The sequence below is a fragment of the Bradyrhizobium sp. MV1.5 genome, from assembly GCF_055807615.1.
The window spans coordinates 59,910-86,850 of record NZ_JBVVPL010000027.1 but is presented as its reverse complement, the minus strand read 5'-3'; the positions used below and the strand labels follow the sequence as shown (position 1 = coordinate 86,850).

Below are 26,941 nucleotides of genomic sequence, written 5' to 3'. Positions count from 1 at the left end.
CAAGCCATGTTCAGGATTTTCGTCGAAGAAGCCGCCGCGTTGGCGTCGATCGCGCTGTTTGTCGGGATGATCGCGATCTGGGCCCAGGTGCTCCCGCAGCTCTAGGGGCGGGACAGGTTGGGGAAAAGCAGGACGACGCGGCCGATCGGCCGTTCCGGCGTGGACTCTGGCACCATGACGCCCCACCATCGTGAGGCGAGTCGGCCAGGCGAGTGCAGGATGCCTCCGGTGCCGGTGTCCGCTCCATCTCATCTGCAAGAGGCCGTCACGCGACCATGCCGAGCGCCGGATTTGTCCACCTTCACGTTCACTCGGCCTATTCGCTGCTCAAGGGCTCGATCAAGATCGCCAAGCTCGCCGAGCTAGCCAAGAAAGACCATCAGCCGGCGCTGGCGCTGACCGACACCGACAACATGTTCGGCGCGCTGGAGTTCTCCGACAAGATGGCGGGCTCCGGCATCCAGCCGATCGTGGGCTGCGAGATCGCGATCGAGTTCGGCGACCAGGATCCCAATGCGCGCAACGTGCTGCTGCCCTCGCGCGTGGTGCTGCTGGCCGCGCAGGAGCGTGGCTACCGCAGCCTGATGCGGCTGAACTCGCGCGCGTTCCTGGAGACGCCCGACACTCATGCTCCCCACATCAAGTTCGACTGGCTCGAAGGCGAGACCGAAGGCCTGATCGCGCTGACGGGCGGTCCGGACGGGCCGATCTCGCTGGCGCTTGCCGGCGGCTATACCGAACTCGCGGCGGCGCGCTGCGAGCGTCTCGCCAACCTGTTCGGGGACCGCCTCTACATCGAATTGCAACGCCACAACACCGACAAGGAGCGGCGGGTCGAAAGCCACCTGATCGACATCGCGTACACCAAGGGCCTGCCGCTGGTTGCGACCAACGAGCCGTATTTCGCCGCGACCGACGATTACGAAGCCCATGATGCGCTGCTCTGCATCGCCGGCGGGCGGCTGATCGCGGAGACCGAGCGCGAGCAGCTCACGCCCGATCACCGCTTCAAGACCCGCGCCGAGATGGCAGTGCTGTTCGCCGACATTCCGGAGGCGTTGGTCTCGACGGTCGAGATCGCCGAGCGCTGCTCGTTCCGGCCGATGACGCGCAAGCCGATCCTGCCGTTCTTCACGGTCGGCGCTGCCGCAAGCTCCGACGCCGCCGCGGTCGAGGCGGCCGAATTGAAGCGGCAGGCGGAGGAGGGGCTCGCCAACCGCCTACGCGTGCACGGACTGTCGCAAGGCACGACTGAAGAAGATTACAGCGCGCGGCTTGCGTTCGAGCTCGACGTCATCATGCGTATGAAATACGCGGGCTACTTTCTGATCGTCTCCGACTTCATCAAATGGGCGAAGGGCCAGGGCATTCCGGTCGGGCCGGGCCGCGGCTCCGGCGCAGGCTCGCTGGTTGCGTGGGCGCTCACCATCACCGACCTCGACCCGATCAAGTTCGGCCTGCTGTTCGAGCGCTTCCTCAATCCGGAACGCGTCTCGATGCCGGATTTCGACATCGACTTCTGCCAGGACCGCCGCGGCGAGGTGATCAAGTACGTCCAGGAGCGCTACGGTCGCGATCAGGTCGCGCAGATCATCACGTTCGGTACGCTACAGGCCCGCGGCGTGCTCCGCGACGTCGGCCGCGTGCTGCAGATGCCCTATGGCCAGGTCGACAAGCTCACAAAACTCGTGCCGCAGAATCCGGCCGCGCCGGTGACGCTTGCGGCCGCGATCGAGAGCGAGCCAAAGCTCCAGGCGTTCCGCGACGAGGACCCGGTGGTGGCGCGCGCCTTCGACATCGCCCAGCGCCTCGAAGGCCTGACCCGTCACGCCTCGACGCACGCGGCCGGCATCGTGATCGGCGATCGGCCGCTGAGCGAACTCGTGCCGATGTATCGCGACCCCAAATCCGACATGCCGGTGACCCAGTTCAACATGAAATGGGTCGAGCCCGCGGGCCTGGTGAAGTTCGACTTCCTCGGCCTGAAGACGCTGACCGTGCTCGACGTCGCGTGCAAACTGCTCAAGCCGCGCGACATCCATGTCGATCTCGCCACGCTGCCGATCGACGATGCCGAAAGCTACCAGATGCTGGCGCGCGGCGAGGTGGTCGGCGTGTTCCAGGTTGAAAGCCAGGGCATGCGGCGCGCGCTGGTCGACATGCGCCCCGACCGTTTCGAGGACATCATTGCGCTGGTCGCGCTCTATCGACCGGGCCCGATGGCGAACATCCCGACCTATTGCGCGCGCAAGCACGGCGACGAGGAGCCGGAATATCTCCACCCCGTACTGGAGCCGATTCTCAAGGAGACCTTCGGCGTCATCATCTACCAGGAACAGGTGATGCAGATCGCGCAGGTGATGTCGGGCTATTCGCTCGGCGACGCCGACCTGCTGCGCCGCGCCATGGGCAAGAAGATCCGCGCCGAGATGGAGAAGCAGCGCGAGATCTTCGTCGCCGGCGCCGTGAAGAACGGCGTCCCGAAGGGGCAGGCCGATACGATCTTCGAGCTGCTGGCGAAATTCGCCGACTACGGCTTCAACAAGAGCCACGCGGCGGCCTATGCCTTGGTGTCCTACCACACCGCCTACATGAAGGCGCATTACCCGGTGGAGTTCATCGCGGCGTCGATGACGCTCGATCTCAACAATACCGACAAGCTGTCCGAATTTCGCGCCGAGGCGCAGCGCCTCGGCATCAAGGTCGAGCCGCCCAACGTCAACCGTTCCGGCGCGACTTTCGAGGTCGGCGACAAGACCATCTACTACGCGCTCGCGGCGCTGAAGGGCGTCGGCATCGCGGCCGTCGAGCAGATCATCGCGGAGCGGACCAAGAACGGCTTGTTCACCTCGCTCGCCGACTTTGCCGCGCGGGTGTCGCCGCGCGCGATCAACAAGCGCATCATCGAAAGCCTCGCCGCCGCGGGCGCGTTCGACACGCTGGAGCCGAACAGGGCACGGGTCTTCGCCGGCGCCGACTCGATTCTCGCCGCATGCCAGCGGGCGAACGAAGCTGCGACCATCGGCCAGAACGACATGTTCGGCAGCTCGGCCGACGCGCCGACCATCATGTTGCCGCAGATCGAGCCCTGGCTGCCGGCGGAGCGGCTGCGCCGTGAATATGACGCGATCGGCTTCTTCCTGTCGGGACATCCGCTCGACGATTACGCCACCGTGCTGAAGCGGCTGCGCGTGCAGTCCTGGGCCGAGTTCTCGCGCGCGGTGAAAACCGGCGCCACCGCCGGCAAGGTCGCCGCCACCGTGGTGTCGCGCATGGAGCGGCGGACCAAGACCGGCAACAAGATGGGCATCATGGGGCTCTCTGATCCCACGGGTCACTTCGAGGCGGTGCTGTTCTCCGAAGGCCTCGCGCAATATCGCGACGTGCTGGAGCCGGGCGCCGCGGTGCTGCTCCAGCTCGGCGCCGAGCTCCAGGGCGAGGACGTCCGCGCGCGCGTGCTCCACGCCGAACCGCTGGACGAGGCCGCGGCCAAGACGCAGAAGGGCCTGCGCATCTTCGTGCGCGACACCAAGCCGCTGGAATCGATCGCCAAGCGTCTCGCCGGTCCCGACATGGCCGCTTCGAACGGCGCCGCGCCGAAGGTCGGCAGTCCGGGCATCGCGCCCCGCTCCAACGGCGACGGCGAGGTCTCGCTGGTCATGATGCTCGACCTCGAGACCGAGGTCGAGATGAAGCTGCCCGGCCGCTTCAAGGTCTCGCCGCAGATCGCCGGCGCCATCAAGGCGGTCGCCGGCGTGGTGGACGTGCAGCAGCTCTAGCAACACGCACCGTGTTGCAGGCGGCTGCATGTTTTGCGCGGGTGATGCTGCGGCCCTGTTGCAACCTGTCGCTGATTTTGATTAGCATGCACTCGGGGAAAATCTGGGGGCGTGATGCTATTGCGTGGGCTGGTATTGCTCGTGGCTGCGGCACTGCTGTGCGGCTGTGAGACGGCGAGGAGCGGGCTCGGATATTCGGAGACGGTACGAAAGCTGGGTCCGCCGAAAGCCGGGCAGGCCCGCGTCGTCGTGTTTCGCGAGAAAGGCTTCGGCGGCATCGGCGATCCGGACTGGGAATTTTCCCTCGACGGTACGCCGATCAAGGGCCTGAAGACCGGGACCTACGTCTATGTCGATCGCCCGGCAGGCCAGCACCAGTTCGTAGCAGAGGAAGCGGCGCTCGGCGTCACGCGCGTGGACTTCTCGGCTCAGTCCGGCCAGACCCTGTTCTTCGTGGCGCGCTTCAGTGAGCGCAAGAGCGCCATGATCGCGAACGCGAGCACTGGGGTGCTGGGGTGGGGTCTCACGCTTGCGATGACGTCCGGCTATAAAAATCAGGGGCCGCTGGATTTCCTGCCCTTGGATGAACCGGCCGCCCGGACGACGATCGCAGAGCTTCGGTTGGCGCAATAGCCCCCGCGCGAATTCGGCCCAGCCCGCACCGTCATTTGTGGTGTCGTCACATTGTTGCGGCTATGATCGCAGTGAGGCCGTTCGTCCATCGCGCCGGGAGGGAACGTGACATGTGCGACAAGTGCAATGAATCCCCACATGAGATGATCGCGCCGTCGCGACGATCCGCGATGTTGTTGGGGGCCTCGGCGCTCGGCCTCGCCCTGACCGGCAGAGCCTTCGCCAAGCAGACGAAAACGCCTCCCAAGCCGCAGAACGTGCTGTCGCCCGACGCATCATTGAAGCGCCTGACGGAAGGCAATGCGCGCTATGTCGACGGCGTGTCGCGGCGGCACGATTTCAAGCACGAGCGCGAGGCGTTGGTCGGCGGACAGAATCCGTTCGCGGCCGTGCTGAGCTGTGCTGATTCGCGCATCGCGCCGGAATATGCCTTCGACACCGGCCGCGGCGATCTGTTCGTTTGCCGCGTCGCAGGAAATTTTGCCGGCACCGAAACCATTGCCAGCATGGAATACGCGGTGGCCGTGCTGAATACGCCGCTGATCCTCGTGCTCGGCCATGACGCTTGCGGCGCGGTCGATGCGACACTGAAGGCGATCAAGGACAACAAGCCGCCGCCGGGCCATATTCCCTCGCTGGTCGATGCGATCACGCCGGCCGCCAAGACTGTGATGCAGCAGGGTGGGGACGTTCTCGACAAGGCGATCCGGCAGAACGTCATCGACAACGTCGCGAAGCTGAAGTCGGCAACGCCGATCCTCAATGCGGCCGTGGAGCAGGGCAAGCTGAAGGTCGTCGGCGGCATCTATCGGCTCACGACAGGAACGGTGGATATGATCGCGCAGGGCTGAACCGGTGCGTCGCCGCGTCGCTTACGCGGAGCTGACGGCGGAGCGGGGTGGCCATCCCACCGCCTCAATCCAAGCCTTCGCTATTTGGAAGTCTTTCGTTCAAGTTCCATTCAGCTGGCCGCGCGTCTGATGCGTCGCGGCACCTCAACAACAAAACGGGCAAGCAAGCCATGCGTGGGACGCTCAGAGCCTTCATTTGCCTTCTCCTGCCGATCGCGGTCCTTGCCGCGGGCGCGCCGGATGCGGCGCGTGCGCAGCAGCAGGAAAAGCGTATCGCGCTCGTGGTCGGCAACGGCGCCTATGCCAAGTCGCCGCTGGCGACGACGGCAAACGATGCCGGCCTGATCGCGCAGACGCTGCAGGCGGCGGGCTTCGACGTCGTCGGCGCCCGCGATCTCGACGGCGACACGCTGCGCAAGAGCTTTCGCGATTTCATCCAGAAGGCGCAGGCCTCAGGCCCGGGCACCGTCGCGATGGTCTATCTCGCCGGCTATGGCGTGCAGCTCGCCGGTGAGAACTACTTCATCCCGGTCGATTCCAACATCACCCGCGACACCGACATTCCGACCGAAGGCCTGCGCATCGGCGACTATCTCCGCCAGTTGGCCTCCGTTCCGCTGAAGGCCAACATCGTCGTGCTCGACGCCGCGCGCGCGCAGCCCTTCGTTGAGGGCGGCCAGCAGATCGCGAGCGGACTTGCGCTGGTCGAGCCCGAGGCCAACATGCTGATCGCGTTCAACGCCGCGCCCGGCACGGTGGCGCCCGAGGAGCCCGGACCTTACGGCATCTATGCGCAGTCGCTGGCGGAGATGATCCGCACCGGCGGCCTGCCGCTGCCTGAAGTGTTCGACCGCGTTCGCCTGCGCGTCAACGAGGCCAGCAAGGGCGCGCAGGTGCCCTGGAACGAGCAGAAGATATCGGCGCAATTCTCGTTCTTCGAGCGTGGGCCCGACGCGCCGCCGCCGCAGGCCACGCCCGACCAGGTCGCCGCGATCCGCAACAAGCCGATCCGCGATCTCGGCGTGCAGGATGCCTATGCCGCCGCGCTCACGCGCGACACGCTACCTGCTTACGAAGAGTTTCTCACCGCCTATCCCGGCGACCCGCTGTCGAAGCGCGTGATGGTGATCGTCGCGGCGCGCCGCGAGGCCATCACCTGGCGGCGGACCTATCGTACCGACACGCCGGAAGCCTATTGGTCGTATCTGCGTCGCTATCCGCGCGGTCCGCATGCGGCTGATGCGCGCCGGCGCCTCGCGATTCTCACCGCGCCGGCCGAGCCCCCGCCGAGCTTCGCGATGATCGACTACGACGTGCTGCCACCGCCGCCGGAGGAGGTGGTCTATGTCGACCGTCCCGTGCTGTATTTCAGCGATCCGGATTTTGGCTTCGCGCCGCCACCGCCGCCGCCGGTCTATTATCTGCCGCCGCCGCCACCGGATTTCGTCGTGCTGTCGCCGCCGATGCCGGTGATCGGCCTGTTCGTGCTGCCGCAGCCGATGTTCGTGCCGATTCCTGTGTTCGTCAGGCCGCCGGTCTATGTCGCACCGCCGCCCAACAACATCATCTATCAGAACATCCATAATAGGACGGTCATCAACACGGTGATCAACCAGCCGCCGGCACCGCCGGCGGGTGCGGGTGCCGGACCGGGCAATCTCACGCCGGCCATTGCCGGGCGCATCAATCCGTCTGGTCCAGCCATGCCGCAGGCGGCCGTGCAGCGCGCCGCCCTGATTCAGCAGGGCAAGGCGCCGATGCCGCCGAGCGCGACGATGCAGCCGACGACGAGGCCAGGAATGCCTCCGGCGACGCCGGCCAAGGTCGTCCCAACCGGGACGCCACCTGCTCCACCACTTGCTACACCCCCTGCCACTCCACCTGCGACGCCACCTGCCAAGCTGCCCCAAGCCAATACGCTCCCGGTTCCCGGCACCCATGGCGGTCCGCCCGTACCGCCAGCGGGAGCCGGGCCACTGCCGGGCGGCAAACCCGGATTGCCGGCGGCCACTGCACCCGGCACACCGCCGCCGACCCATTCGGGAGGGCCTGCGGGAGGGCCTGCGGGAGGGCCTGCGGGAGCGCCGACAACTGCTGCTCCCGGCACCACGCCGGCAGCCCATCCCGGTGCGCCGACCGCCACGGCGCCGGTGACTGCGCCCACGGCGACAAACCCGGCCGCTGTGCCCGGCCAACCGCCGAAGCCGCCGGTGGCACAGGCCCCGCCCCGGACCGGCCCCGGGGACCATGGCAAGTCCGCGACCCGCGAGCCGACTGGTTCGCCGCCGGCTGCCCGCACGCCTCCCGGCGCAGTTGGACGACCGGTCACGCCGCCTGCGGCCGCGCGGGAGCCGATCCGGCCGCAGCATCAGCCGACCGCTGCTCCCGCCCAGGCTACCCGGCCGTCGGCACCACCACCGCGGCCTCAGGCCGTGGCCCGGCCGACGCCTCCGCCTCCGCCGCGTATTGCGCCGCCGCCACCGGCACGGGTGGCTCCGCCCGTGGCGGTCGCTCGGCCGGCGCCGCCGCCAATGGCACGACCCGCGCCGCCGCCGCCGGTCGCCCGGCCGGCGCCACCTCCGCCGCCCCGGGTGGCCGTCGCGCCACCGCCGCCGCCGCGCCCGGCAGCGCCCCCACCGCGTCCTCCGGCTCCGCCGCCGGCGGCAAAGAAGTGCCCGCCGAACCAGCCCAGATGCTAAGCAGGGGCTAGGCCGCAGCGTGGTCTTTACGGAAGGGGGGCTCTCGCGGGCGAAAGCCGCCCCGAAAGGCCCTTATTTCCTTGCTTCTGGTCGAAATCGCGCTATACACCGCGCCATCTCACACGGAAGCATGGCTCACAAGGCCGTCCGGTGGCAGCCGGGGCGACAACGCTCTGTCCTGCTCACACGCTTCCGGAGGAACCAACCGGAGAACTAGAACGATGGCACTACCCGATTTCACTATGCGTCAGCTCCTCGAAGCCGGCGTGCACTTTGGTCACCAGTCTCACCGCTGGAATCCGAAAATGGCGCCGTTCATTTTCGGCGCCCGCAACAACATCCACATCGTCGACCTCGCGCAGACCGTGCCGTTGCTGCACAACGCCTTGCAGGCGGTCAGCGACACCGTCGCCAAGGGCGGCCGCATCCTGTTCGTCGGCACCAAGCGCCAGGCGCAGGACGGCGTTGCCGACGCGGCCAAGCGCTGCGCTCAGTACTTCGTCAATTCGCGCTGGCTCGGCGGCACGCTGACCAACTGGAAGACGATCTCGGGCTCGATCAAGCGCCTGCGTCATCTCGACGACGTGCTCGCCGGCGGCGATGCCTCCTCCTACACCAAGAAGGAGCGCCTGACGCTTCAGCGCGAGCGCGACAAGCTCGACCGCTCGCTCGGCGGCATCAAGGACATGGGCGGTCTGCCCGACCTGATCTTCGTGATCGACACCAACAAGGAAGACATCGCGATCCAGGAAGCCCAGCGGCTCAACATCCCGGTCGCGGCGATCGTCGACACCAATTCGGATCCGAAAGGCATCACCTATGTGGTGCCGGGAAATGACGACGCCGGCCGCGCGATCGCGCTCTATTGCGATCTGATCGCGCGCGCAGCCATTGACGGCATTTCGCGCGCCCAGGGCGATTCCGGAATCGACGTCGGCGCTTCGGTTCGGCCGGTCGCAGAAGAGCTGCCCGCCGCCACGAGCGGCTTCCAGGGCCTCGCCGGTCCGCGCGGCACCTCCGACGACCTCAAGAAGCTCCCGGGCGTGTCGGGCGCGATCGAGAAGAAGTTCAACGACCTCGGCATCTTCCACTTCTGGCAGCTGGCCGAGCTCGATCACGACACCGCGCACAAGATCGGCGAAGAAGTCGGCCTGCCGAGCCGCGCGGACGCCTGGGTGGCCAAGGCCAAGGCGCTGACCGCGGAAGCGGAATAGTCAAAAAGAGCGATGGGTTGGCCGGACAAGTTCCGGCCACCATTTCAGTTGACGCGAATTCCTGAGATGGACCGCGGCGAGGCGATCTGGCCGCGCCGCGGCAAACCGGCAGGCAAAAAGGATTTTGAACGATGGCAACGATCACAGCTGCGATGGTCAAGGACCTGCGCGAGTCGACCGGCGCAGGCATGATGGACTGCAAGGCCGCGCTGACCGAAAACGACGGCAACATGGAAGCGGCGCAGGATTGGCTGCGCAAGAAGGGCCTGTCGAAGGCCGCCAAGAAGTCGGGCCGCGTCGCCGCCGAGGGTCTGATCGGCGCGCTCACCAAGGGCAACAAGGGCGTCGTGGTCGAGGTCAATTCCGAGACCGATTTCGTCGCGCGCAACGGCCAGTTTCAGGGCCTCGTCAAGATGATCGCGCAGGTCGCATTCAACGCCGGCGCCGATGTCGAGAAGATCAAGGCCGCCAAGGTCGGCGACGTCACGATCGAAACTGCGATCAATGACGCGATCGCCACCATCGGCGAGAACATGACGCTGCGCCGCGCAGCTTCGCTCGAGGTCAGCCAGGGCGTGGTGTCGAGCTACGTCCATGGCGCGGTCGTCGAGGGCGCCGGCAAGATGGGCGTGATCGTGGCACTGGAATCGCCCGGCAAGGCCGACGAGCTCGCAACGCTTGGCCGCCAGATCGCGATGCATGTCGCGGCCGCCAACCCCCTGGCGCTCGATCCGTCCGGTCTCGATCCGGCGGTCGTCAAGCGCGAGAAGGACGTGCTCGCCGACAAATATCGCCAGCAGGGCAAGCCCGAGAACGTGATCGAGAAGATCGTCGAGTCCGGCCTGAAGACCTATTACAAGGAAGTCTGCCTGCTGGAGCAGGCCTTCATCCACGACACCGGCAAGTCGGTGGCGCAGGCGGTGAAGGAAGCCGAAGGCAAGGTCGGCGGCGCGGTGAAGATCGCGGGCTTTGTGCGCTATGCTCTCGGTGAGGGAATCGAGAAGCAGGAAAGCGACTTCGCGGCCGAGGTCGCGGCGGCCAGCGGCAAGAAGTAAGCGCCGGAACGTTCCTTCCGGCGTGCCGCCGGAAGCGGCGGCCGGACAAGGAAAGTGCTCATGACTGATCCGGTCTATCGTCGCGTCGTGATCAAGCTGTCCGGCGAATATCTCGCGGGACCGCAGGGTTTTGGCATCGATCAACCGACCATCGACCGGGTCGCCGACGATCTGATCGCCGCCCGCCATCTCGGTACCGAAGTCGCCGTCGTGATTGGCGGCGGCAACCTCTTTCGCGGCGTCGAGGTCTCCTCGCGCGGCGTGTCGCGCCCGACCGGCGACACCATGGGCATGCTCGCCACGATGATGAACTGCCTCGCGCTCGAAGCTACGATCGAGCGCAAGGGCACGCCTGCGCGCACGCTGTCGGCCTTCGTCATGCCCGAGATTTCCGAGCTGTTCACCCGCACCGCGGCGCACAAATACCTCGCCGAGGGCCGGATCGTGTTGCTCGGCGGCGGAACCGGTAATCCGTTCTTCACCACCGACACGACCGCAGTGCTGCGCGCCGCCGAGATCGGCGCCCAGGCGGTGCTGAAGGCGACCAATGTCGACGGCGTCTACTCGGCCGACCCGAAGAAGGACCCGACGGCCACGCGATTCGACCGTCTGACGCATTCGCAGGCGATCGAGGGCGGCTACAAGGTGATGGATGCGACCGCCTTCGCGCTTGCCCGCGAGACGTCGCTGCCTATCATCGTGTTCTCGATCGCGGAGCCGGGTTCGATCGGCGCTGTACTGCGCGGCGGCGGCCACGGAACCATTGTCGCCGGCTGACGGCTTGTCGTTGCACCCTGAGAGAAGGGGTGCGGAGAGGTCGGCGGGATTTTGAAGGAGAAACGTGATGGCCACGGATAATTTCGATCTCAACGAAGTCAAGCGCCGCATGCAGGGCGCGATCCAGTCGCTCAAGCACGAACTTGGCGGCCTGCGCACCGGTCGCGCCTCCGCCTCGATGCTCGATCCGGTGCAGGTCGACGCCTATGGCAGCCACATGCCGCTGAACCAGCTTGCCACCGTCAGCGTGCCGGAGCCGCGCCTGATCTCGGTGCAGGTCTGGGACAAGTCGATGGTCAAGGCGGTGGAGAAGGCGATCGTCGATTCCAATCTCGGCCTGTCGCCGGCGACCGAAGGCCAGGTGCTGCGCCTGCGCATCCCCGAGCTCAACGAGGAGCGTCGCAAGGAGCTCGTCAAGGTCGCGCACAAATACGCGGAAGCCGCCAAGGTCGCCGCGCGCCATGTCCGCCGCGATGGTCTCGACGTTCTCAAGAAGCTCGAGAAGAATCACGAGATGTCCGAGGACGATCAGAAGCGCCACGCCGACGAGGTGCAGAAGGCGACCGACGGGACGATCTCCGAGATCGACCAGTTGCTGGCCGCCAAGGAAAAAGAAATCCTTACCGTCTAAAGCGCGGTGGATCGCGCTTTAGGTTATTGTTCGTGCATGATCTTTTCGGAAAACCGTTTCGCACTTTGCGCTAACGCGGCCCTTCGGGTCCGGATCATGCTTTAAGGCAGCCTCATGTCCAACGCCGCCGCGCCCGCAACGGAAGGACCAGATCGGTCCGATGCGCCTGCGCATGTCGCCATCATCATGGATGGCAACGGGCGTTGGGCGGCCGCGCGCGGCTTGCCACGGGCGGAAGGCCATCGCCGCGGCGTGGAGGCCCTGCGCCGCGTGGTTCGCGCGTCGCATGAACTTGGCATCCGCTATCTCACCATCTTCTCCTTCAGCTCGGAAAACTGGTCGCGTCCGGCGAGCGAGATCGGCGATCTGTTCGGCCTGTTGCGCCGCTTCATCCGCAACGATCTGGCGAGCCTGCATCGCGACGGCGTCAAGGTACGCATCATCGGTGAGCGGGACGGGCTGGAGGGCGACATCTGCGCACTTCTCAACGAGGCGGAGGAGCTGACGCGCGATAACACGCGCCTCACGCTCGTCGTCGCCTTCAATTACGGCTCCCGGCAGGAGATCGCGAAGGCGGCGCAGAAGCTCGCGCGCGAAGTCGCCGAGGGCCGGCGCAGTCCCGACACGATCGATGCCGAGACATTGGGGGCGCATCTCGACGCGCCCGACATTCCCGATCCCGATCTCATCATCCGCACCAGTGGCGAGCAGCGCCTGTCCAACTTCCTGATGTGGCAGGCCGCCTATAGCGAGCTCGTCTTCGTGCCGATTCACTGGCCCGATTTCGACAAGGCGGCGCTGGAAGGCGCAATCGCCGAATTCGCCAGGCGCGAGCGCCGTTTCGGCGGCCTGGTCGCGAAAACCGCCTCGTGAGCGAGCCCGACTCCGCACCGGCCGGTTCTCAGCCTGCCCCCAGCAATCTCGTGATGCGAATCCTCGCGGCGCTGGTGCTGGCGCCGCTCGCCATTGCGCTGGCTTATGCCGGCGGCTGGCTGTGGGCGCTGCTCGTCACCCTGGTGTCGATCGGACTGTTCGCGGAATGGCTGATGGTGGTGGGCGCAGGCTCGACCGCGCTGACCGGGACGGGGACGATCGTCATCGCCACGATGGGCTTGTGCGTTGCCTTCGGCGCGCTGAAGACCGCAATCATCACCGGCGTGATTGGCGGCGCGGTCGTGACGGTGATTGCGCGGGGCAAGTTCGTCTGGGCGGCCTCCGGATTTGCCTATGCGTCGGCGGCGCTACTCGCCTCGATCCTGCTGCGGAAGGATCTCGTGAACGGCTTCGCCGCGCTGATGTTCGTGCTGCTCGTGGTGTGGGCGACCGATATCGGCGGCTATTTCGCCGGCCGTGGCATCGGCGGACCGAAACTGTGGCCACGCGTGAGCCCGAAGAAGACCTGGTCGGGGGCGCTCGGCGGCTTTGCCGCGAGCCTTTTGGTCGCGGCCGGCTTTGCCGCTTGCGGGATCGGAAAGATGGCTCCATTGCTGCTCGTCGCCGCGGTCCTCTCGGTCGTGTCGGCCTGCGGCGATCTGTTCGAATCCGCGGTCAAGCGGCGCTTCGATGTCAAGGATTCCAGTCACTTAATTCCCGGCCACGGCGGGCTATTGGACCGTCTGGACGGTTTTGTCGCCGCCATCCTGGTGGCGTGGATTATCGGCTTCCTCCGCCATGGTGTGCATAGCGCCGGAAGCGGTCTTATGGTTTGGTGAACATATGAGCGCGGTTCCATTGCGTAACAACAAGGCTGCGGCGTCGACCATCCGCAGCGTCACGGTTCTCGGCGCCACCGGCTCGATCGGCGACAGCACGATGGATCTGCTGCGCGCCTCTCCTGAGCGCTACCGTGTCGAGGCGCTGACGGCGAACAGCAATGTCGAGGCGCTGGCAAAGCTCGCGAAGGAGTTTTCCGCGCGCTTCGTCGCGATCGCCGACACCTCAAAATTTGCCGAGCTCAAGGCTGCGCTCGCGGGCACCGGCACCGAATGCGGCGCCGGCGAAAGCGCGGTGATCGAGGCCGGCGCGCGTCCGGCCGATTGGGTGATGGCCGCCGTGAGTGGCGCGGCCGGGCTGAAGCCGGCACTGGCGGCGGTCGATCGCGGCGCGCATGTCGCGCTCGCCAACAAGGAATGTCTCGTCTGCGCCGGCGATTTCTTCATGCAGCGCGCGGCGAAAGCGGGGGCCTGCATCCTGCCTGCGGATTCCGAGCACAATGCGCTGTTCCAGGCGCTCGCCTCGGGCAACCGCGACGAGCTCGTCCGTGTCATCATCACGGCCTCCGGCGGCCCGTTCCGCACCTGGAAGCCCGCGGACATCGAGCAGGCGACACTCGAGCAAGCCCTGAAGCATCCGAACTGGAGCATGGGCCAGAAGATCACGATCGATTCCGCCTCGATGATGAACAAGGGGCTTGAGGTGATCGAGGCTTCCTATTTGTTCGCGCTCTCGCCCGACGAGATCGACGTCCTCGTCCATCCGCAATCGATCATCCACGGCATGGTCGAGTTCTCTGATCGCTCGGTCGTCGCCCAGCTCGGCGCACCCGACATGCGCACGCCGATCGCGCATTGCCTCGGCTGGCCCGACCGCATCAAGGGTCCGGCCGCCAAGCTCGATCTGGCCAAGATCGGCCAGCTGACCTTCGAGGCGCCGGATTTCGAGCGCTTCCCCGGGCTGCGCCTGGCCTTCGATTCGCTCCGGACCGGGAAGGGGGCGACCACCGTCTACAACGCCGCCAACGAGGTCGCGGTCGCCGCCTTCATCGCCGGCAAGATCCGGTTCGGCGCGATTGCACGGCTGGTGGAGGCGACGCTGGACGACTGGATCCGCAGCGGGAACCAGGCCCCGCTGACGTCGGCGGACGATGCAATCGCTGTTGACCATGTTGCGCGAAATAGGGCTGCCGCCCTATTGCCTCAAATTGCCTTAAAGGCATCCTAGATGGTTCGGGGCCAGGGCCTTGCGGCGCTGGATGAGGGAATTCGATGATCGACTTTTTCGTCCATAGTTTCAATACGTTGAGCCATGGGCTCCTCGGCTACGCGGTTCCCTTCCTGTTCGTCCTGACCATCGTCGTGTTCTTCCATGAGCTCGGCCATTTCCTGGTCGCGCGCTGGGCGGGCGTTCGCGTGTTAACTTTTTCGCTCGGTTTCGGACCTGAGCTGGTCGGTTTCAACGACCGCCATGGCACTCGCTGGAAGATCTCGGCGATCCCGCTCGGCGGCTATGTCAAGTTCTTCGGCGACGAGAGCGAGGCTTCGACACCATCGTCCGAGAAGCTCGCGGCCATGACGGCCGAGGAGCGCGCCGGCAGCTTCCATCACAAGAAGGTCGGCCCGCGCGCCGCCATCGTTGCCGCCGGACCGATCGCCAATTTCATCCTGGGCGCGCTGATCTTCGCCGGCATGGCGCTGTATTACGGCAAGCCGAGCACGATCGCGCGCGTCGACGGTGTCGTCGCCGACGGCGCTGCGGCGGCAGCCGGCTTCAAGATCGGCGACGTCGTGGTCCAGATCGACGGCAAGCCGATCGAAAGCTTTGCCGACATGCAGCGCATGGTTGCGATGAATGCTGGTTCGCCGCTTGCCTTCCAGGTCAAGCGCGACGGTGCCATCGTGTCGCTGACAGCGACGCCGGCACTGCTCGAGCGCAAGGATCCCTTCGGCAACAGCCACCGTCTCGGCGTGCTCGGCGTCGAACACAAGTCTCAGGCCGGGGAGACCTCCACGTCGCCCGTCGGCGTCGGCGAAGCGCTCAAGATCGGGGTGGAGCAGGTCTGGTTCATCATCACCAGCACCTTCAAGTTCCTGGGCTCGTTGTTCGTCGGGAACGGCAATCCGAATGAGGTCAGCGGCGTGCTTGGCATTGCCAAGATGTCGGGGCAGGCGGCCAGCGCCGGGTTCCAGTTCGTGATCAACCTCTGCGCGGTGCTCTCGGTGTCGATCGGCCTGCTGAATCTGTTCCCGATCCCGCTGCTCGATGGTGGTCACCTTATGTTCTATGCGGCGGAGGTTGCCCGTGGGCGGCCGCTATCCGAGCGGACTCAGGAGATGGGGTTCCGAATCGGGCTTGGCTTGGTGCTGATGTTGATGGTGTTTGCGACCTACAACGACATCCTGCGAATGGCCGCATCCTGATAGGGGCTTTTTTGTGGCGTTGCCCGGGCGTTGCTCTTGGGCAACGTCTTGGAATGAAAATGAAATTACGGCGCGCTCGACCGTTTGCGGCGTCGGTGAAATTGTCTACAAGCGGCTTGAACTTGGGGAATCTCCAGACCGGCGTTGGGGTTGGGTCTGGTACGGAATGATAAGGGCGCGTTGCGCAATGAAGTTTGGACTGCGACTCCGGGGGGGCTTGCTCGCAACCCTGATCATGTTCGGCGCGCCGGTGCTTGCCCCGGTTGGGGCTGCCTTTGTGTCTTCGTCTGCGCTTGCTCAGACCGTGCAGTCGATTTCCGTCGAGGGAAATCGCCGGGTCGAGTTGGAGACGATCCGCTCCTACTTCAAGCCGGGTCCCGGCGGTCGTCTGGATCAGGGCGCCATCGCCGACGGCCTCAAGGCGTTGATCGAGACCGGCCTGTTCCAGGACGTCAGGATCAACCGCGGTGCCGGTGGCCAGATCGTCGTCTCCGTGGTGGAAAACCCGGTGATCGGCCGCATTGCCTTCGAGGGTAACAAGAAGATCAAGGACGAGCAGCTCACCCTTGAAATCCAGTCCAAGGCGCGCGGCACCTTCTCCCGCGCCATGGTGCAGTCCGACACGCTGCGAATCGCTGAAATCTATCGCCGGTCCGGCCGCTACGACGTTCGCGTCACGCCTGAAGTCATCGAGCAGCCGAACAACCGCGTCGATCTCGTCTTCACGGTCGAGGAGGGCGCCAAGACCGGCGTCAAGTCGATCGAGTTCGTCGGCAACAGCGCATTCTCGTCCTACCGCCTTCGCGACGTCATCAAGACGCACGAAACGAACCTGCTGAGCTTCCTCGGCAGCGGCGACGTCTACGATCCCGATCGGGTCGAGGCCGACCGCGACCTGATCCGCCGCTTCTATCTCAAGAACGGTTTCGCCGACGTCCAGGTCGTGGCCGCGCTCACCGAATACGATCCGGAGAAGAAGGGCTTCAACGTTACCTTCAAGATCGAGGAAGGCTCGCAATACCGGGTCGGCTCAATCGACTTCCGCTCCAGCATTCCGAACTTCGATCCCAGCTCGATGCGCAACTATTCGCGCGTCAATGTCGGCTCGCTCTACAACGTCGAATCGGTCGAGAAGTCGGTCGAGGAGATGCAGATCGAAGCCTCGCGGCGCGGTTATGCCTTCGCCGTGGTCCGTCCCGGTGGCGACCGCAACTTCGAGGCGCATACCGTATCGGTCGTGTTCAACATCGATGAGGGTCCGCGCACCTATATCGAGCGCATCAACCTGCGCGGCAACACCCGCACGCGCGACTACGTGATTCGTCGCGAGTTCGACGTCTCCGAGGGCGATGCCTACAACCGCGCGCTGGTCGACCGTGCCGAGCGCCGCTTGAAGAACCTCGACTATTTCAAGAGCGTGAAGATCACGACGGAGCCCGGCTCGTCGAGCGACCGCGTGATCCTGCTCGTGGACATGGAAGAGAAATCGACCGGCGATTTCTCGGTTTCGGGTGGTTACTCCACCACCGACGGCGCGCTGGCCGAAGTCTCGGTCTCCGAACGCAATTTGCTCGGCCGCGGCCTGTTCGCCAAGGCCTCGGTGACCTATGGTCAGTACGCCCGCGGCTATTCGCTGTCGTTCGTCGAACCCTATTTGCTCGACTACCGTGTCGCGCTGGGTCTCGACCTCTATCAGCGTGAGCAGAAGTCCAACAGTTACATCTCCTACGGCACCAAGACGCTCGGCTTCTCGCCACGCCTCGGTTTCTCCCTGCGTGAAGATCTGTCGCTGCAGGTGCGCTACTCGATCTATCGGCAGGAAATCACGCTGCCGTCCTACCTGTCGAACTGTAACAACGTAGTTGGGTCGGCGGCATTCAATCCAAGCCCGGCTTTCTCGGCGGCGAGCGGTATTCCTCTGGATGCCTCGACCAACGGCCTCGGCTGCTACAGCGACGGCGAAGCTTCGCTGCCGGTGCGCAAGGAGCTTGCCAACGGCAAGACCCTGACCTCGGCGCTCGGCTACACGCTGACCTACAACACGCTCGACAACAACAAGAACCCCACCGACGGTCTGCTGGTCGATTTCCGGCAGGACTTCGCCGGCGTCGGCGGCGACGTCTCCTATCTGAAGACTGTGGTCGACGCGAAGTACTACACTCCGCTGGTGTCCGATATCGTCGGCCTCGTTCGCCTCCAGGGCGGCATGCTGAACAAGATGGGCAGCGATCTGCGCATGCTCGATCATTTCCAGATGGGCCCGAACCTCGTCCGCGGCTTTGCCCCGAACGGCATCGGACCGCGCGATTTGAATCCCTTCGGTACTCAGGACGCGCTTGGCGGCACCAAATATTGGGGTGCTTCGCTCGAATTGCAGATGCCGTTCTGGTTCCTGCCGAAGGAAGTCGGTCTGAAGGGCGCCGTCTACGCCGACGCCGGCGGACTGTTCGACTATCAGGGCCCGACGACGTGGTCGGTGACCAACGAAATGACCACGACCAGGAATTCGGGCTGCACGCCGTCAACCGTCAATCCAAACTCGGCTGGAACCTGCACCGGCCTGGTGTATGACAACGGCAATGTGGTCCGGTCGTCGGTCGGTGTCGGCTTGATCTGGGCCTCGCCGTTCGGTCCGCTGCGCTTCGACTACGCCGTGCCGCTGACCAAGGGCAAGAGCGACCGTACGCAGGAGTTCCGGTTCGGCGGCGGCACCTCGTTCTAATTCGAACAGCACGGCACGATCCGGACCACCGGAGCCGGTTTCCGAAAGGGATCGTGCCAATCCAGGAGATGAGGCATGATGCGGCTTGGCCGCTTCATGCCGAAGCCGGACCGCGACGGGGTGGAATGGCGCAGCCGACCTTCTTCACACAACCGCCCGCCTCAGCGCTGGCTGACATAGCCACGCTGACCAAGGCGGAGCTGGTCGATCCCGCCAGGGGCGGCCAAATCATCAGGGGCCTTGCTTCGCTCGGCGAAGCCGGCCCGATGCACCTGTCGTTCTTCGACAATCTCAAATATGCCGATGAGCTCAAGGCGACCAAGGCCGGTGCTTGCCTGGTGAGCCCACGCTTCGAGGCTCGGGTACCCGCGCACGTCGCCGTGCTGCGGGCGCCACAGCCGTTCCGCGCGTTCGTCAGGATCGCGCGGGAGTGGCATGGCGACGCGCTCCGGCCGCAATCCTGGTCCGGCAATGAGGGCATCGCGCCGTCGGCCATCATCGATCCCACGGCCAGGCTCGAGGACGGCGTGATCGTCGATCCCCTGGCCGTGATCGGCCCTGACGTGGAGATCGGCAGCGGCACGGTGATCGGTGTGGGGGCCGTGATCGGCCCCGGCGTCAAGATCGGCCGGGACTGCAACGTCGGCGCACGCACCGCCATCCAGTGCGCGCTGATCGGCAACGACGTCCTGATCCACCCCGGCTGCTCGATCGGCCAGGATGGCTACGGCTTCATCTTCTTCGGCCCCGAGGGGCATCTGAAGGTGCCCCAGACCGGCCGCGTGCTGATCCAGAACAATGTGGAGGTCGGCGCCGGCACCACCATTGATCGGGGCTCCTTGCGCGACACAGTGATCGGCGAGGGGACCAAAATCGACAATCAGGTCCAGATCGGCCACAATGTGACCATTGGCCGGCACTGCCTGCTGGCAGCCCAGATCGGCCTTGCCGGCAGCCTCACCCTCGGCGACAACGTGGCGCTGGGAGCGAAGGTGGGCATCAACAATCACGTCAAGATCGGGGATGGAGCTCAGGTGACTGCCATGAGTGGCGTCAAGGACGACGTTCCTCCCAACGGACGCTGGGGTGGTTTTTTTGCCAAGCCGACCAGGCAGTGGTTCAAGGAAATTTTGGCGGTGGAGCGCCTGGCGCGCGACAGCAAGGCCGATCCGAAGCAGGAGGAACGGGAGTGACGGACGAAGCACCGGTCAGGTTCGAGCTTGTGGACATCAACATGATCCTGCAAACGCTCCCGCACCGCTTTCCGATGCTGCTGATCGATCGCGTGATCAACATCCGCACCGATTACAGCGGCATCGGCATCAAGAACGTCACCTTCAACGAGCCGCCGTTCCAGGGCCACTTTCCCGATCGCCCGGTCTATCCCGGCGTCATGATGATCGAAGCGATGGCGCAGACCGCGGGTGTGATCGGCATCAAGTCGGTCGAGGGCACCGAGAAGCCGCGCGCGGTGTATTTCCTGACCATCGACAAGTGCAAGTTCCGTAAGCCGGTGCTGCCCGGCGATACCATCGAATATCACATGCGCTCAATCGGCCGCCGCAAGGCCATGTGGTGGTTTCACGGCGACGCCAAGGTCAACGGCCAGGTGGTTGCGGAGGCCGACGTCGGCGCCATGCTGACCGACTGAGCGGGATCAACTTCTCTGGATACGCTCGCGCGCAGGACACGCGTACCGGCTGCCGCTGACCTCGTGCTTGATGTTCTGGTTGAAGAACTGTCCCATGGACGGTGCGCCCAGCAGGCGCTCGACGGTGTCGACCGGCACGCCGCAATAGCGATCGTAAGCGCCGTTCACTGCTACGACGAGGCCCTGCTGCGCACGGTCGTAGCAGAGCCGTTGGAGCACCGTGCTGCGGCTGATGTCGCGGCATTCGAATGTCGCGAGGTCGATGGGGCGGTGTTCGGCGGTCTCGATCGTCTCGGACACGATCGGCGCGGTCACGAGCTGTGCGAGGAGAAGTGCCAGGGCCCTGACCACGATACCTGAAGCTCCGCATGAACTTGTTGATGAGCCGGGAAGACTGCTTCACCCGGCACTTGAAACACGGAGAGATCATACGTCACTGGACAGATCGGGCATAGTCGCGCTAACCAGCGGAAAACCGAGCGACTTCAACACCTAATCAGACCTTCTTGATGAGTCAGATTGCTTGATGAGTAAGATTGATCCCACCGCACTGATCGCGGACGGCGCCGTGATCGGCGAGGGCACCGAGATCGGCCCCTTCTGCATCATCGGCCCGCATGTCGTGATCGGCAGTAACTGCAAGCTGATCGGACATGTGCATATCACCGCGCAGACCACGATCGGTGACGATTGCACCATCTATCCGTTCGCCTCGCTCGGCACGCCGCCGCAATCGCTCAGCTATCGTGGCGAATTGACGAAGCTCAAGATCGGTTCGGGCTGCACGATCCGCGAGTCCGTGACCATGAACGCCGGCACGGTCGCAGGCGGGGGCATCACAGAGGTCGGCGACCGCAACTATTTCATGAATTGCAGCCATGTCGGCCATGACTGCCATGTGGGCAACGACGTGATCTTCGCGACCTCGGCCACGCTCGGCGGTCACTGCGAGATCGGTGATTTCGTCTTCATCGGCGGTCTGTCCGCGGTGCACCAGTTCACCCGCATTGGCCCGCAGGTGATGGTCGGCGGGGTGTGCGGCGTGCGCGACGACGTCATTCCATTCGGCCTCGTCAACGGCCAATATGCCGTGCTCGAAGGCCTCAACCTGATCGGCATGAAGCGGCGCAAGTTCACCAAGCAGCGGCTTGCGATCGTGCGCGCGTTCTATCAGAAGCTCTTCCATGGCCCCGCTACCTTTGCCGAACGCCTGGAGGCGGCGCGGCCGCTCGCCGGTGAAGATCCGGCGATCGGCGAAATTCTCGACTTCATCGGCAAGGGCAAGCGCCCGCTCTGTCTTCCCGCCATCGCGAAGTGATGATGGGATGGCCGCAGGCATGACATCGGCGGCTTCGGAGATTTCATCGCCGGTCGGCGTGGTCGCTGGCGGCGGTGCGATGCCGTTCGCGGTTGCCGACTCGCTCGCCGCCCGCGGCATCACGCCGGTGCTGTTTCCGCTTCGGGGAGCCTGCGATCCGGCACGGGTGGAGAAATTCCGTCATCGCTGGATCTCGGTCGGCCAGCTCGGCCGCGCCATGCGGCTGTTTCGCGAGGAGGGCTGCCGCGACCTGATCTTCATCGGCACGCTGGTACGGCCTTCGCTCTCCGAGGTCCGGGTCGACTTCACGACGCTCCGGCTGCTCGGCAATGTCATCCGCGCCTTCCGCGGCGGCGACGATCATTTGTTGTCCGGCGTCGGGCGCATTCTCGAGCAGGGCGGCTTTCGCATGGTCGGCATCAAGGATGTCGCGCCCGACCTCTTGATGCCCGAGGGCTGCATCAGCCGCGCCTGGCCGAGCGACACCGGCAAGACCGACATCGAGCGCGGACGCGCGGTGCTGACCGCGCTCGGTCCGTTCGACATCGGCCAGGCTGCGGTCGTGATCGACGGCCATGTGGTGGCGGTCGAGGACATCGAGGGCACCGATGCGCTGCTCGCGCGCGTGGCACGGCTGCGCGAAGAGGGTCGCATCCGCGCGGCCACCGGGCGGGGCGTGCTGGTGAAGGTCCCAAAGAGCGGGCAGGATCTGCGCTTCGACCTGCCGACGATCGGCCCGCGCACCCTCGAGGGCGTCGCCGCCGCAGGGCTGGCAGGGATCGCCGTCGTTGCCGGCAACACCATCGCCGCCGAGCCGCAGGCGATGATCGCGCTCGCCGACGCCAAATATCTCTTCGTCATCGGCCTGCCGGCGTGATGCAAGGTCGCGATCCCAAGCGCAAGATATTCCTGATCGCCACGGAGGAATCCGGCGACCGGCTCGGCAGCGCCTTGATGAAGGTGCTGCGCCAGCGCCTCGGCGACGGCGTGCAGTTCGTGGGCGTCGGCGGCCACACCATGGCGCGCCAGGGCCTCGAGACGCTGTTTCCGATCGAGCAGCTTTCGATCGTGGGCTTCGCCGCGGTCGTGCAGCAATTGCCGAAGATCCTGCGGCTGATCCGGGAGACCGCGGAGGCCGTGACCGAAGCCGCGCCGGACGCGCTCGTCATCATCGACAGCCCCGACTTCACCCACCGTGTCGCCCGCCGCGTGCGGACGCGCAATCCGGCGATCCCGATCGTCGACTACGTCTCGCCGCAGCTCTGGGCCTGGCGGCCGGGGCGGGCGCGGACCATGCTCGGCTATGTCGACCATGTGCTCGGCCTGTTGCCGTTCGAGCCGGAGGAATACCGCAAGCTCGGCGGCCCGCCATGCAGCTATGTCGGCCATCCCCTCATCGAGCAATTGCCCTCGCTGCGGCCGAACGCGGAGGAGCAGGCGCGCCGTGACGGCGAGCCGCCGGTCTTGCTGGTGTTGCCCGGCAGCCGCCGCAGCGAGATCAGGCACCATCTCGACGTGTTCGGCGCCACGCTCGGCCGATTGCAGACGGAGGGCCGCGCGTTCGAGCTGATGCTGCCGACCATGTCGCATCTCGAAGCCACCATCCGCGAAGGCACCGCGAGCTGGCCGGTCAAGCCTCAAATCGTGGTCGGCGAGAACGAGAAGCGTGCCGCCTTCCGCATCGCGCGCGCGGCACTGGCAAAATCCGGCACGGTGACGCTGGAGCTCGCGCTATCGGGCATCCCGATGGTGACGGCCTATCGCGTCGGCGCGATCGAAGCCTTCATCCTGCGGCGCGCGATCCGCGTCTCCTCGGTGATCCTCGCCAATCTCGTGATCGGCAAGGATGTCATCCCGGAGTTCCTGCAGGAAGACTGCACGCCGGAGAAGCTGGCACCCGCGCTCTCGGAGCTTCTGACCGATTCACCGCTGCGCCGGCAGCAGGTGGAAGCGTTCGCCCGGCTCGATACGATCATGTCGACGGGCAACAAGTCGCCTAGCGTGCTCGCCGCCGACATCGTGCTGGCGACGATGCGCAGGGGCAGGCGGGCTAGCTAGAACGTGTACTCACAAGCGTCAGCTTGCCAGCGCAAAGCGGAAGTCTCTTAACCTTGGGCGTGATCGGCGGTTTGTGACCCGAAGCGGACCAACTACTCGGATACGGTTGTCTCTTCGACGAAATCGCGTTGGGGGTAATGAAACACGACCAGTCGTCCTCTACCTTGAGGCAACGACAAGCTAACCCCATCGGGTAGCCCCGCTCCCAAAGGTTCACGACGAATCCAAGTCATGCCATCTGGGCCGACTGTTGCGACTGTATCAGCCAACGCGTTGAGTATGACTTCCGCTCTGGCATCGAACCGGCCGCCACCTGGCAGTGGCATCAAACGATGAATTGCGTCGAACGATGGGGCACCATCCTCTAGCGCTAACCAATCTTTTTCCGCATACACGGAATGCCATGCTCCTGAACGCGCTACCCTCAAGGGTGTCGCATCGAGCAAGATTAAATTTTCCACGAGGCGTGATGTCGCGATTGACCCAAAGCGGTCCCTCCAGCGGTCCACCGGCTAAGTTTTGAGTGGCACCTTCAGGTGCTTGCAGCGTTTGGTCTGCTGGCCAGTCCGCAACCGGCAACCTAGGTATGAAGGAGTGGGTTAATGAGGCTCCAGAGCGCAGATGACATTATCAGCAAAGTACCTGCAGTCACGCTCGGCTTCTGGGTAATCAAAATCTTAGCCACCACGCTGGGCGAAACGGGCGGCGACGCGGTGACCATGAGCTGGCTGCACGCAGATCAGAACGCCCAAAACGGCGGATATCTGATCGGAACGGCTATCTTTCTGGCCATTTTCGTTGCCGCAGTCATTGCTCAGATTTCGACGCCGAAGTTCAATCCTTGGGTCTACTGGCTGGCCATCGTTGCTTCCACCACCGTGGGTACCGCGTTGGCGGATTTTTTTGATCGTTCATTGGGGATTGGTTATGTGGGAGGCTCATCCATCTTGCTGGCCTGTGTGCTTTGTTCCCTTGCTGCATGGTACACGACCTTGGGCTCGGTGAATGTCGACACGGTAACGTCCCCAAAGACCGAACTATTCTATTGGATCACCATTACGTTTTCGCAAACCTTGGGTACCGCTCTCGGAGATTGGGTCGCTGACGACTCCGGGCTGGGATACGATGGAGGCGCTCTACTGTTTGGTGCGGGACTTTTGGTGCTTGCGGCGCTGTACTACTGGACCAGGGTATCGCGGGTTTTTCTATTCTGGGCGGCCTTCATTCTCACGCGTCCTCTGGGGGCCACCGTTGGAGATTTTCTGGACAAGCCAGTCAGCCATGGCGGGCTCGCCCTGAGTCGTCCTTTAGCTTCCGTGGTCCTTCTCGCTGCAATCGTCTTGCTCGTCGCTATCCTGCCGCAGCGGCCAGGGCGGCATTCGGTCGATTGGGCTTCGCAGCCAAGGACCGAGTAGTCCAGTTCATCGGGGAGGTCGCCTTCTGGCCCCAACTCGGACCCAGGGTGAGGTACGCCAACGCGACTGCTCTCGGATGCGGAGCGGACCTCTATGAGGCAACTCGGGTTTGTGAGTACCGCTCTAGCCGAGACCCGCGTCGACCTGAAAACATTGGCGCGTGATCCGCTGGCTCTCATCGGAAGCGAGGAACAGCGCCATGTTGGCGATGTCATCGGGCGTCACCGGGTCGGGAATGGCCTGGCGCGTGCGCAGCTCGGCGATCGCCTGGTCGTCCGGGTACCACAGCCGGCGCTGACGCTCCGTGATCACCATCCCCGGCGCTATCGCATTGACGCGGATGCGGTCGGGCCCGAGCGACCGGGCCAGGGAGTTGGTGAAGCCGACGATGGCGGCCTTCGCAGCGGCGTAGACCGGCAGCCCCGGCGCGCCGCGCATCCAGGCAATCGATGACATGTTGATGATCGAACCGCCGCCGCGCGCCTGCATCTGCGGCACCACCGCTTGCGCGGCAAAGAAGACGTGCTTGAGGTTGACGCCGATCATCCAGTCGAACTCGGCCGGGGTCACCTCGGCCAGCACCTGACGCTGATCATTGGCGGCGTTGTTGACGAGAACCGCGGCATCGCCAAGCGATCTGTGCACCTGCGCCATGGCGCCGCGCAAGGCGTCGATGTCGAGGAGGTCGCAGGACACGAACAATGGTACGATCCCGGCCGCGGCTTTCACTTCCGCGGCCAGCGCCTGGCCAGCTGCTTCATCGAGATCCAGGAACGCGACGCGCGCCCCTTGGGCGGCGAACGCCCGCACGAAGGCGGCACCGATGCCGCTGGCACCACCGGTGATCAACACCACGCGATCCTTAAGACCGGCATAGCTCGTTCTTGTCATGCGATCAGTCGCTCCGTCTCGGGGTCGAACAGGCAGATGCGGCGCGTGTCGAGCGCGAACGGGGCGGCGGCGCCCGGTGTGGGGCGGATGTCCGGGGTGATGCGCGCCAGCGCAGGCTCGCCCCCAAGCCGCAGCAGCACGATCGTTTCGGCCCCCGTCGGCTCGACCATCTCCACCGGCGCGTTGACGACGACGGGCGGATCGGCGGAGAACACCCGGCTGCCCTCGGCGATGCATTCCGGCCTGATCCCGACCACCACGTCACGGCCGACGAAAGGCGCCGCCGCGTCGTATTGGCCAAGGCGGAGGCGGACCTCGTCCGATCGTCCCGCGCCGATCACGACCACCGGCCCACCCGCGTCAGCCTCCAGTCGTGCCGGCATCGTGTTCATGGGCGGCGAGCCCATGAAACGCGCCACGAACAGATTGGCGGGATAGCGATACACGGTATCGGGGTCGGCGAACTGCTGCACCACGCCCCGATGCATCACGGCGATGCGCGTCGCCATCGTCATCGCCTCGATCTGGTCGTGGGTGACATAGACGATGGTCGCGCCGATGCGCTGGTGCAGCCGCTTGATCTCCATCCGCATCTCGACGCGCAGCTTGGCGTCGAGATTGGACAGCGGCTCGTCGAACAGGAACAGCAGGGGATCGCGCACCAGCGCCCGGCCCATCGCCACACGCTGGCGCTGGCCACCGGAGAGCTGCGACGGCTTGCGGCCGAGCAGCGGCTCGATCTGGAGCAGCCTGGCCACATTCGCCAGCGCCTTCTCCTGCTCCGCCTTTGGTACGTGGCGGCATTCCATGCCGAAGGTGATGTTCTGGCGCACCGTCATCGACGGATAGAGCGCGTAGGACTGGAACACCATGGCGATGTCGCGGTCCTTCGGCGGAACGTCGTTGACAATGCGTCCGCCGATTTCCACGGTGCCTGCGCTCGGGAGGTCGAGCCCGGCGATGATGTTGAGCAGCGTGGACTTGCCGCAGCCGGATGGGCCGACGAGCACGGTGAATTCACCGCTCTCGATGTCGAGATCGATGCCCTTGAGCACCTCCAGATTGGCGTAGCGCTTGGACAGGGAGCGAATGCTTAGGGCTGCCATGACAA

The 26,941-nt window shown here is 65.1% G+C and carries 22 protein-coding genes; 19 read left to right on the top strand and 3 right to left on the bottom strand.

Features of this window, described 5'->3' with window-relative positions:
* The first annotated feature begins 275 nt into the window (after positions 1-275).
* The 15 genes from dnaE to fabZ all read left to right on the top strand — a co-directional run bounded on the left by dnaE (position 276) and on the right by fabZ (position 20,148).
* Positions 276-3,779, top strand: a complete 3,504-nt coding sequence (dnaE, locus tag AC0L2J_RS23665; protein ID WP_007610902.1) for a DNA polymerase III subunit alpha — start codon at positions 276-278, stop codon at positions 3,777-3,779.
* Between the two features lie 141 nt (positions 3,780-3,920).
* Complete coding sequence (locus AC0L2J_RS23660; protein WP_231170947.1) at positions 3,921-4,412, top strand: DUF2846 domain-containing protein; 492 nt, start codon at positions 3,921-3,923, stop codon at positions 4,410-4,412.
* 110 nt (positions 4,413-4,522) lie between these two features.
* The gene (locus AC0L2J_RS23655) at positions 4,523-5,263 is read left to right on the top strand and encodes a carbonic anhydrase (protein ID WP_473394702.1); all 741 of its coding nucleotides are present in this window, start codon (positions 4,523-4,525) and stop codon (positions 5,261-5,263) included.
* 170 nt (positions 5,264-5,433) lie between these two features.
* On the top strand, positions 5,434-7,962 hold the full coding sequence (locus tag AC0L2J_RS23650) for a caspase family protein (RefSeq protein WP_473394701.1): 2,529 nt from the start codon (positions 5,434-5,436) through the stop codon (positions 7,960-7,962).
* 221 nt (positions 7,963-8,183) lie between these two features.
* Positions 8,184-9,176 carry a 30S ribosomal protein S2 gene (locus tag AC0L2J_RS23645; RefSeq protein WP_007610895.1) on the top strand — a complete coding sequence of 331 codons (993 nt, stop codon included), beginning with the start codon at positions 8,184-8,186 and terminating at the stop codon, positions 9,174-9,176.
* A 131-nt stretch (positions 9,177-9,307) separates the two neighbouring features.
* Positions 9,308-10,231 carry a translation elongation factor Ts gene (tsf, locus tag AC0L2J_RS23640; protein ID WP_007610892.1) on the top strand — a complete coding sequence of 308 codons (924 nt, stop codon included), beginning with the start codon at positions 9,308-9,310 and terminating at the stop codon, positions 10,229-10,231.
* A gap of 60 nt (positions 10,232-10,291) precedes the next feature.
* Positions 10,292-11,008, top strand: a complete 717-nt coding sequence (pyrH, locus tag AC0L2J_RS23635) for a UMP kinase (protein WP_018455040.1) — start codon at positions 10,292-10,294, stop codon at positions 11,006-11,008.
* Positions 11,009-11,075: 67 nt separating this feature from the next.
* Positions 11,076-11,639 (top strand): ribosome recycling factor, encoded by a 564-nt coding sequence (gene frr / locus AC0L2J_RS23630; protein ID WP_007603628.1) that lies wholly within the window; start codon positions 11,076-11,078, stop codon positions 11,637-11,639.
* A 114-nt stretch (positions 11,640-11,753) separates the two neighbouring features.
* The gene (locus AC0L2J_RS23625) at positions 11,754-12,512 is read left to right on the top strand and encodes an isoprenyl transferase (RefSeq protein ID WP_007610887.1); all 759 of its coding nucleotides are present in this window, start codon (positions 11,754-11,756) and stop codon (positions 12,510-12,512) included.
* On the top strand, positions 12,509-13,351 hold the full coding sequence (locus AC0L2J_RS23620; RefSeq protein ID WP_473394700.1) for a phosphatidate cytidylyltransferase: 843 nt from the start codon (positions 12,509-12,511) through the stop codon (positions 13,349-13,351). The genes AC0L2J_RS23625 and AC0L2J_RS23620 overlap by 4 nt, the downstream gene beginning before the upstream one ends.
* 4 nt (positions 13,352-13,355) lie before the next feature.
* Positions 13,356-14,579, top strand: a complete 1,224-nt coding sequence (gene dxr, locus AC0L2J_RS23615) for a 1-deoxy-D-xylulose-5-phosphate reductoisomerase (protein WP_007610879.1) — start codon at positions 13,356-13,358, stop codon at positions 14,577-14,579.
* A 44-nt stretch (positions 14,580-14,623) separates the two neighbouring features.
* On the top strand, positions 14,624-15,775 hold the full coding sequence (gene rseP, locus AC0L2J_RS23610) for an RIP metalloprotease RseP (protein ID WP_007610877.1): 1,152 nt from the start codon (positions 14,624-14,626) through the stop codon (positions 15,773-15,775).
* Between the two features lie 187 nt (positions 15,776-15,962).
* Positions 15,963-18,497 (top strand): outer membrane protein assembly factor BamA, encoded by a 2,535-nt coding sequence (gene bamA, locus AC0L2J_RS23605; protein ID WP_473394699.1) that lies wholly within the window; start codon positions 15,963-15,965, stop codon positions 18,495-18,497.
* Positions 18,498-18,622: 125 nt separating this feature from the next.
* Complete coding sequence (gene lpxD, locus AC0L2J_RS23600; protein ID WP_473394698.1) at positions 18,623-19,690, top strand: UDP-3-O-(3-hydroxymyristoyl)glucosamine N-acyltransferase; 1,068 nt, start codon at positions 18,623-18,625, stop codon at positions 19,688-19,690.
* Positions 19,691-19,731: 41 nt separating this feature from the next.
* The gene (gene fabZ / locus AC0L2J_RS23595; protein WP_050992707.1) at positions 19,732-20,148 is read left to right on the top strand and encodes a 3-hydroxyacyl-ACP dehydratase FabZ; all 417 of its coding nucleotides are present in this window, start codon (positions 19,732-19,734) and stop codon (positions 20,146-20,148) included.
* A 6-nt stretch (positions 20,149-20,154) separates the two neighbouring features.
* On the opposite strand, the gene AC0L2J_RS23590 is transcribed toward fabZ, so the two are convergent.
* On the bottom strand, positions 20,155-20,499 hold the full coding sequence (locus AC0L2J_RS23590) for a KTSC domain-containing protein (RefSeq protein ID WP_473394697.1): 345 nt from the start codon (positions 20,497-20,499) through the stop codon (positions 20,155-20,157).
* Between the two features lie 175 nt (positions 20,500-20,674).
* Here AC0L2J_RS23590 and lpxA point away from each other — a divergent pair, with 175 nt between their 5' ends.
* From lpxA to AC0L2J_RS23570, 4 genes are all read left to right on the top strand, one after another.
* Entirely contained in the window at positions 20,675-21,466 is a 792-nt protein-coding gene (gene lpxA, locus AC0L2J_RS23585; protein ID WP_473394696.1) for an acyl-ACP--UDP-N-acetylglucosamine O-acyltransferase, read from the top strand.
* A gap of 19 nt (positions 21,467-21,485) precedes the next feature.
* The gene (locus AC0L2J_RS23580) at positions 21,486-22,343 is read left to right on the top strand and encodes an LpxI family protein (protein WP_085384805.1); all 858 of its coding nucleotides are present in this window, start codon (positions 21,486-21,488) and stop codon (positions 22,341-22,343) included.
* Positions 22,340-23,524 carry a lipid-A-disaccharide synthase gene (gene lpxB / locus AC0L2J_RS23575; RefSeq protein ID WP_473394695.1) on the top strand — a complete coding sequence of 395 codons (1,185 nt, stop codon included), beginning with the start codon at positions 22,340-22,342 and terminating at the stop codon, positions 23,522-23,524. The genes AC0L2J_RS23580 and lpxB overlap by 4 nt, the downstream gene beginning before the upstream one ends.
* Positions 23,525-24,126: 602 nt before the next feature.
* Positions 24,127-24,939: a COG4705 family protein gene (locus tag AC0L2J_RS23570; protein ID WP_473394694.1), complete on the top strand. Its 813-nt coding sequence runs from the start codon at positions 24,127-24,129 to the stop codon at positions 24,937-24,939.
* Between the two features lie 123 nt (positions 24,940-25,062).
* Here AC0L2J_RS23570 and AC0L2J_RS23565 read toward each other — a convergent pair whose 3' ends face one another.
* Together AC0L2J_RS23565 and AC0L2J_RS23560 are read right to left on the bottom strand one after the other, a co-directional pair.
* A complete protein-coding gene (locus tag AC0L2J_RS23565) occupies positions 25,063-25,830 on the bottom strand; it encodes an SDR family NAD(P)-dependent oxidoreductase (RefSeq protein ID WP_473394693.1) in 768 nt (255 codons plus the stop codon).
* The gene (locus AC0L2J_RS23560; RefSeq protein ID WP_063996180.1) at positions 25,827-26,936 is read right to left on the bottom strand and encodes an ABC transporter ATP-binding protein; all 1,110 of its coding nucleotides are present in this window, start codon (positions 26,934-26,936) and stop codon (positions 25,827-25,829) included. The genes AC0L2J_RS23565 and AC0L2J_RS23560 overlap by 4 nt, the downstream gene beginning before the upstream one ends.
* Positions 26,937-26,941: the final 5 nt, after the last annotated feature.

Coding starts and splice junctions, on each gene's coding strand:
- bamA (WP_473394699.1), top strand. CDS start 15,963: ATGAAGTTTGGACTGCGACTCCGGGGGGGCTTGCTCGCAACCCTGATC.
- AC0L2J_RS23565 (WP_473394693.1), bottom strand. CDS start 25,830: ATGACAAGAACGAGCTATGCCGGTCTTAAGGATCGCGTGGTGTTGATC.
- AC0L2J_RS23560 (WP_063996180.1), bottom strand. CDS start 26,936: ATGGCAGCCCTAAGCATTCGCTCCCTGTCCAAGCGCTACGCCAATCTG.
- dxr (WP_007610879.1), top strand. CDS start 13,356: ATGAGCGCGGTTCCATTGCGTAACAACAAGGCTGCGGCGTCGACCATC.
- tsf (WP_007610892.1), top strand. CDS start 9,308: ATGGCAACGATCACAGCTGCGATGGTCAAGGACCTGCGCGAGTCGACC.
- frr (WP_007603628.1), top strand. CDS start 11,076: ATGGCCACGGATAATTTCGATCTCAACGAAGTCAAGCGCCGCATGCAG.
- AC0L2J_RS23655 (WP_473394702.1), top strand. CDS start 4,523: ATGTGCGACAAGTGCAATGAATCCCCACATGAGATGATCGCGCCGTCG.
- AC0L2J_RS23625 (WP_007610887.1), top strand. CDS start 11,754: ATGTCCAACGCCGCCGCGCCCGCAACGGAAGGACCAGATCGGTCCGAT.
- AC0L2J_RS23645 (WP_007610895.1), top strand. CDS start 8,184: ATGGCACTACCCGATTTCACTATGCGTCAGCTCCTCGAAGCCGGCGTG.
- fabZ (WP_050992707.1), top strand. CDS start 19,732: ATGATCCTGCAAACGCTCCCGCACCGCTTTCCGATGCTGCTGATCGAT.
- lpxD (WP_473394698.1), top strand. CDS start 18,623: ATGGCGCAGCCGACCTTCTTCACACAACCGCCCGCCTCAGCGCTGGCT.
- dnaE (WP_007610902.1), top strand. CDS start 276: ATGCCGAGCGCCGGATTTGTCCACCTTCACGTTCACTCGGCCTATTCG.
- rseP (WP_007610877.1), top strand. CDS start 14,624: ATGATCGACTTTTTCGTCCATAGTTTCAATACGTTGAGCCATGGGCTC.
- pyrH (WP_018455040.1), top strand. CDS start 10,292: ATGACTGATCCGGTCTATCGTCGCGTCGTGATCAAGCTGTCCGGCGAA.
- AC0L2J_RS23570 (WP_473394694.1), top strand. CDS start 24,127: ATGAGGCTCCAGAGCGCAGATGACATTATCAGCAAAGTACCTGCAGTC.
- AC0L2J_RS23580 (WP_085384805.1), top strand. CDS start 21,486: ATGACATCGGCGGCTTCGGAGATTTCATCGCCGGTCGGCGTGGTCGCT.
- AC0L2J_RS23650 (WP_473394701.1), top strand. CDS start 5,434: ATGCGTGGGACGCTCAGAGCCTTCATTTGCCTTCTCCTGCCGATCGCG.
- lpxA (WP_473394696.1), top strand. CDS start 20,675: ATGAGTAAGATTGATCCCACCGCACTGATCGCGGACGGCGCCGTGATC.